This window comes from Blautia sp. ZXY-1-C6 (assembly GCF_056339875.1).
Genome location: NZ_JBWJVQ010000166.1, coordinates 1 through 6,657 on the forward strand (window position 1 = coordinate 1; position 6,657 = coordinate 6,657).

Annotated in this window: 7 protein-coding genes and 1 pseudogene; 6 read left to right on the forward strand and 2 right to left on the reverse strand. The window is 41.1% G+C overall.

Annotated elements, in window-relative coordinates; genetic code table 11:
• Nucleotides 1-301 precede the first annotated feature (301 nt).
• Nucleotides 302-487 (reverse strand): annotated as a pseudogene (locus tag AC075J_RS08120) (small, acid-soluble spore protein, alpha/beta type); the annotation flags it as partial.
• A 289-nt stretch (nt 488-776) separates the two neighbouring features.
• On the opposite strand from AC075J_RS08120, the gene AC075J_RS08125 reads away from it, so the two are divergent.
• The 4 genes from AC075J_RS08125 (at nt 777) to AC075J_RS08140 (ending at nt 3,032) form a co-directional block, all read left to right on the forward strand.
• The gene (locus tag AC075J_RS08125) at nt 777-1,172 is read left to right on the forward strand and encodes a methylglyoxal synthase (protein ID WP_008702973.1); all 396 of its coding nucleotides are present in this window, start codon (nt 777-779) and stop codon (nt 1,170-1,172) included.
• On the forward strand, nt 1,169-1,720 hold the full coding sequence (rsmD, locus tag AC075J_RS08130; protein ID WP_020993877.1) for a 16S rRNA (guanine(966)-N(2))-methyltransferase RsmD: 552 nt from the start codon (nt 1,169-1,171) through the stop codon (nt 1,718-1,720). Before AC075J_RS08125 ends, rsmD begins: the two co-directional genes overlap by 4 nt.
• Before the next feature lie 126 nt (nt 1,721-1,846).
• Nucleotides 1,847-2,341: a pantetheine-phosphate adenylyltransferase gene (gene coaD, locus AC075J_RS08135; protein WP_118572810.1), complete on the forward strand. Its 495-nt coding sequence runs from the start codon at nt 1,847-1,849 to the stop codon at nt 2,339-2,341.
• Nucleotides 2,342-2,399: 58 nt separating this feature from the next.
• Nucleotides 2,400-3,032 (forward strand): hypothetical protein, encoded by a 633-nt coding sequence (locus tag AC075J_RS08140; RefSeq protein ID WP_008702979.1) that lies wholly within the window; start codon nt 2,400-2,402, stop codon nt 3,030-3,032.
• Nucleotides 3,033-3,139: 107 nt separating this feature from the next.
• On the opposite strand, the gene AC075J_RS08145 is transcribed toward AC075J_RS08140, so the two are convergent.
• Nucleotides 3,140-4,066, reverse strand: coding sequence for a hypothetical protein (locus AC075J_RS08145; protein ID WP_476390232.1), 927 nt, complete (start codon nt 4,064-4,066; stop codon nt 3,140-3,142).
• A 169-nt stretch (nt 4,067-4,235) separates the two neighbouring features.
• On the opposite strand from AC075J_RS08145, the gene AC075J_RS08150 reads away from it, so the two are divergent.
• Nucleotides 4,236-5,687 (forward strand): aminoacyl-histidine dipeptidase, encoded by a 1,452-nt coding sequence (locus AC075J_RS08150; protein WP_476390233.1) that lies wholly within the window; start codon nt 4,236-4,238, stop codon nt 5,685-5,687.
• 350 nt (nt 5,688-6,037) lie between these two features.
• On the forward strand, nt 6,038-6,657 hold a 620-nt coding region (locus tag AC075J_RS08155; protein ID WP_476390234.1), incomplete at its 3' end, for a GTP pyrophosphokinase.

The following is a 6,657-nucleotide window of genomic DNA, read 5'->3' on the forward strand; positions in this document are numbered from 1 at the left end:
ATGCCATAATCCTGCATAAATTCCTGCTATCCTTGATACTCCAATCGCATTAGACTCACGCACTGCGTCCAGACGATTACATATGATCACTCTGGGACAGCGAACACCAAGTTCCGGTTCCGGAAATGTCGGAGAATCTTATCATAAGACCGGCCGAGAATAAAGGCCATAATACAATTATTTCGGGGGTTATATGTCTCGGGATAGTGGTGCGTAAACAGTAACAAATACCTGGGAATGTTGTTCTGTAGTTGACAATGACTCTGGGAATGATATAAAATATAGAATTGAAATTCAGCGGTTGTTCTGATACTATTTTCTTGACCATATAACCTCCGACAGAACCATTCTGTTTAGAAGTCAGGTTACCGTTGTACCCGTCTGTAAGCGGTACGCCTAATTCATTTGCAACCTCGAATTTGAAACGGTCTAACGCACCTTTTGCTTCCGGTACAGCTGTCTGGTTAGAAGATTTTGTGTTTGACATATCAATTTCCTCCTTGGTTGTTGTTTTCTTTTGAAAGTATCTTTGTGTTGCAATGCTAGTATATGAAGATGTAGAAATAATACACTGGAAGTTTTCGCATGGACAGGAAGAGCATGGAAACAGGAAAACTTGCATGATGACTGTAAGAAAAATATTAATAAATTATGAATTATGTATATTTTTTAAGTTTTAATTGCGTTTTATTTAGTGCTTTGTTATAATTACAGTTAGGATTGTGGATAAAAGATAAAATCCGCAAAATAAATAGGAGAAACGGAGAGGAGAAACTATGAACTTAGGTATAATCGCACATAACAGTAAAAAAGTACTGATAGAAGATTTCTGCATCGCTTATAAGAATATACTTGCCAAACATGAGGTCTATGCCACAGGTACAACCGGACGGAGAATAGAAGAAGCGACAAGCCTTCATGTGCATAAATTCCTTGCCGGCAGTATTGGTGGAGACAAGCAGTTTATGGAGATGGTAGAGCGTCAGGATCTTGATATGGTCATTCTGTTCTACAATCCGGTCATGATCGATCCTAAAGAACCGGATATCACAAGCATCGTGAGAAGATGCGACCAGTACAATATTCCTGTAGCGACAAATATTGCCACAGCAGAACTTCTTATTTTAGGGCTTGCAAGAGGAGACCTGGATTGGAGACTGAATCTGAAATGAGAGTGATCGCAGGTAAAGCCAGAAGGCTTAATTTGAAAACAATTCCGGGGATAGACACAAGACCTACTACTGACAGAATCAAAGAAACATTATTTAATATACTTCAGCCGGAGCTTTTGGAATGCCGTTTCCTGGATCTTTTTTCCGGAAGTGGCGGGATCGGAATCGAAGCTCTGAGCAGAGGGGCTTCTTATGCAGTGTTTGTGGAGAAGAATCCAAAAGCTGCTGCATGCATCAGAGAAAATCTTGCATTTACAAAACTGGCAGAAGATGGTAAACTGCTGAACATGGACGTGTTGCAGGCATTGCGTTCCCTTGAGGGAAAAGGTGTTTTTGACATTATTTTTATGGATCCCCCATATAATAATGAACTGGAAAGACAGGTGCTGGAATATCTGAAAGACAGCACAGTTGCAGATAAGAATACACTTATTATTGTGGAAGCGGATCTTCAGACGGATTTCAGTTATGTGGAATCTCTCGGTTACAGGCAGCTGCGTTCGAAAGAGTATAAAACAAATAAGCATGTATTTTTAGAACGTGCATAATTAACTATAATAATTTCAGAATGAATACATTGCTTCCTGAAATTATCATAAAATTGCTGCCTGCAGGCAGCATTCGTGTTGTTATGCATATGTGTATGTGCCAGAGGAAAGAGAGAGTAAAAATAAATGAAAATAGCAGTATATCCCGGCAGCTTTGATCCGGCTACCTATGGACATCTTGATGTGATCCGGAGAGCAGCAGTTTCTTTTGACAAAGTGATAGTGGGCGTTTTACATAATTCTTCAAAAAGTCCGTTGTTTTCTGTGCAGGAACGTGTTAATATATTAGAAAAGGCGACTCAGGACGTTCCTAATGTCGAGGTAAAACCATTTGAGGGATTGTCTGTGAATTTTGCCAGAGAGAATCACGCTCAGGTGATCATACGTGGACTTCGCGCAGTTACAGATTTTGAGTATGAGCTCCAGATGGCTCAGACCAATCGTGTACTTGCACCGGATGTAGATACTGTATTTCTGACTACAAGTCTGGAATATGCATACCTGAGTTCTACAATATTGAAGGAAGTTGCACATTTTGGAGGCGACCTGAGTAAGTTTGCACCGTCCGAGATAACGGATGCAGTTATTGAGAAGATTCGTCTTACAGCAGACAACAAATAAGTTATTGTTCACATAGAGCGTACAGTAACAGAAATAGAAAATAAGGAGTGTATATACTATGAGCAGCAGAATTGAACAGATTATCGGTGAGATTGAGGAATATGTGGACAGCTGTAAATTCCAGCCACTGTCAACTACTAAGATTGTGGTAAATAAAGAAGAAATTGAGGAACTTCTGAGAGAACTCCGCCTGAAAACTCCGGATGAGATTAAACGTTATCAGAAGATCATTAACAATAAGGACGCTATCCTTGAGGATGCTCAGACTAAGGCAGATGCACTGATCGCAGATGCACAGGCAAGAGCACAGGAACTGGTAACACAGCATGAGATTATGCAGAAAGCATATGCACAGGCAAATGATACGATCAATGCAGCTAACAAACAGGCACAGGAGATTCTGGATTCTGCAACACAGGATGCAAACAGCATTCGTCTCAGCGCGATCACCTATACAGATGATATGATGGCCAATATTGGCAGTGTGCTTAATACAACATTAGAGGATGCAGGTGTGAAATACAAAACATTTATTGATTCCCTGCAGAGCTGTCTTGATGTTGTAAACCACAATCGTCAGGAACTTGCACCTCAGACAGCACAGGCTGCAGCAATTACAGGCTCTTATCATGATAATGACGGAGCGAAAGATGATGATGACGATCTGTTAGATGATCTGGGAGAGAACTAAAAATAAATCAGTTATAAATATAGAAGATGAGAAAACAAGGGGCAGGAAAATTTCCTGCCCTGATTTTGTATAATGAAATGATGACAGTTCCCGGAAAGAATTTATTTTCACAGATAGGAAATCAGACAGTAAAGAATACCTGCTGTAAGGAATGTACAGATACACTTGGAAATAAAATAAGGCAGAATGCTGAGGTCGTGGTGGAGAACACCTTTTGTCTGAGCAAGGATGCACAGACCGCCGGATGCGGTGGCTGCAGCGGACAAAAGTATACGAGTCATGTATGGCAGTCCGGAAACTGAAATAAGAGAAAGTCCGGAAGTGATCTCTGTAAATCCGAGCAGCAGGTATTGATAGAGAAGTGGAAAAGGCGCATAATATCTGATACATCCTGCCAGAATGGAGAACAATAGAATATATCCTCCGAGACGTGTAATGGTTTCAAAACCGTTCATTATAGAAAAATCAAGTATATTTTTTCGAGAAGAAATCTCGGGTGAAAATCCTGGGGAATCTGAGATGGTGGCATTTTGGTACACAAAAAAACGAAAGAACAGCATACATATCAGATTTGCTGAAAAAATACTCGCAAAGACCATGCTGGCAGGTACTGTATCCTTAAGACAGGACTTACAGAGATAGGTAATGATAAAGGCAGGGCTTGGATTGTTACAGAAGGTAGTGAGATAAAGAGCTTCTTTTTTGCTGATTTTATGTAATCCATACAGATCAGAGGCAAGTTTGGCTCCCAGAGGATAACCGCACAGCATTCCGAGAACGAAAACATAACCACCCCAGATGCTGACACCCGGAAAAATATGAAAGAATGATTCAAATGGCAGGAGAAGTTTCCGGATATGACCGGTATGTGTAAGCATTCCTGTGAGAATAATAAATGGGAGAAGCGTTGGGATTAATGTATTCAGCCACAGAGTCATTCCGGCTCTGGCACAGGACAGACTTTCAGCAGGATGCAGCAGAAGAAAGACAAGAAGAAAACAAATACCACCGGTGAGTATGGTGTTTTTGGACATACAACAACCTCTTTGCAATTGTTTGCCATTCTTTATAAAATTTATATGGCGCAGAATGAAAATAAATGCTATAGTATTTGGGTAAAATATATCTGGAAAATTTGTCGTATATCGGGAAAACAATGGTATATTATAAGACAAATTTGTGATTTTTGGAGGTAATATAATTATGGCAGTTTTAGAGAATTGTGAACCCAAAAGAGTGTTCCATTATTTTGAGGAGATATGCAAAATTCCTCATGGCTCAGGAAATACAAAGCAGATCAGCGACTATCTGGTTCAGTTTGCAAAGGATCATGATCTGAAATATGTTCAGGATGAGATGAATAATGTGGTTATTTATAAATCGGGCACAGCGGGATACGAGAATGCTCCTGTAGTGATCATTCAGGGACATATGGATATGGTATGTGAGAAACGTCCGGATGTAGAGCATGATTTTACAAAAGACGGATTAAATCTTTCTGTAGAAGGTGACTATGTATCTGCAAACGGAACAACCCTTGGTGGTGATGACGGAATTGCTGTTGCTTATGGTCTTGCACTTCTGGAAAGTGATACAATTGCTCATCCGCCGCTTGAAGTGTTTATTACTGTAGATGAGGAAATCGGTCTTCTGGGTGCAGTTGGATTTGACTGCAGTGTATTAAAAGGAAGAAGATTTATCAATCTGGATTCTGAAGCAGAAGGAAGCCTCTGGATCAGCTGTGCAGGCGGACTTTCCGGAGTCAGCCATATTCCAGTGGCAAGACTGGATGCAGAGGGAGAGAAGCTGACAGTTAAGATCAGCGGACTGATGGGCGGTCATTCCGGAGCTGAGATTGACAAGAATCGTGCAAACGCAAATTCTCTTCTCGGAAAATTTCTCCATGGTCTGGATGAGAAAACAGATTTTGAACTGATCAGTGTGCAGGGCGGACAGAAAGATAATGCCATTACAAGGGAGGCTACAGCAGAAATCCTTGTTCTTGAAGAAAATACAGATGCTGTCAGAGAATATGCGGCTTCTGTGCAGGGAGCATGGAGAGAAGAGTATGCAGGAACTGATGAGGGTATCACAGTAACTGTTGAAGATGAGGGAAAACAGGAAGTAAGGGTTTTTCATCCCACAAGTAAAGAAAAAGTAATTTTCTTCCTTGTAAATGTACCTTATGGTGTTCAGAAAATGAGCGGAACGATCAAAGGACTGGTAGAGACTTCTACGAATATCGGTATTCTGAAGACTTCTGAGAATGAGGTAATGGGAAGCTCCAGTATCAGAAGTTCTGTGGAGACAGCCAGAGATTCCCTTTCTGACAAGATTGCCTATCTGACAGAGTTCCTTGGCGGAGAGTATGAGAGACAGGGCGTTTATCCTGCGTGGGAGTATCGCAAGGATTCACCGCTTCGTGATAAGATGGTGGAAGTATATGAGGAAATGTATGGACAGAAACCGAATGTGGTGGCAATCCATGCAGGACTTGAGTGTGGACTTTTCTATAAGAAGATGGAAGGACTTGACTGTGTGTCTCTGGGACCTGATATGAAGGATATTCATACGTCTGAAGAGGTGCTTAGTATTTCTTCTACAGAGAGAGTCTGGAAGTATCTGGTGAAAGTTCTGGAGGCTCTTAAAGAGTGATGTTGGAAGCATCCCTGTTGCGCTTTGGCGGCAGGGGTGCTTTTTTGAATGTTCTATATGTCCGGTGCTTTGCATATACTGTATCAGAATGCGGAACTAAGCATTTCGTTACTGTTCACTCCGTTCACAGTAATGTAGCCAAAATTCATTCCAGATTGCCTGTGGCAATGGAATTTTGGCTTGTATGTCTCGGGATTTTGGCATATTCATGCCAAAACACCTCGCGGGATAGTGGTGTGTGAACAGTAACCGCATTTCTAAAAAAAACAGAAACTATTCATATTAGCGAGATATTTTTCAAAATCTATGCTATAATAACAAAATGTATGAAATGCAAGGAGCGAGTGAAAATGGAAATACAGTTATGGAGAAGCATTTTGTGCCCGTATGAACTGGCTGTGAGAGAGCTGGAAGTGAAATTCAATCACATTATTGATGAATGTAAAGAGAATGATGTTTACTGCCCGATTGAGCAGGTGGAGGGCAGGGTTAAGAGCGTGAGCAGTATTCTTGAGAAAATGCAGCGCAAGCATATTCCTATGGAGAGAATGGAAGAAGAACTGGAGGATATTGCCGGTGTTCGTATTATCTGCCAGTTTGAGGAGGATATAGAGACGGTTGCTTCCCTGATCCAGAAGAGAAGCGATATGGTTATAAAGAGTGAGAAGAATTATCTGAAGCATATTAAACAGAGTGGTTACAGAAGTTATCATCTGATTATTTATTATACAGTGGATACGATCAAAGGGCCAAAGAAGCTGCAGGCGGAGATACAGATCCGTACAATGGCTATGAACTTCTGGGCGACGATCGAGCGTTCCCTGGAATATAAATATAAAGGGGATATGCCGGAGCATGTGGCAGAACGTCTGAGCAAGGCAGCAGATGCCATTAATGCTCTTGACCATGAGATGTCTTCTGTGCGGAATGAGATTATGGATGCACAGAATTCGTCACAGATGCAGTCTAA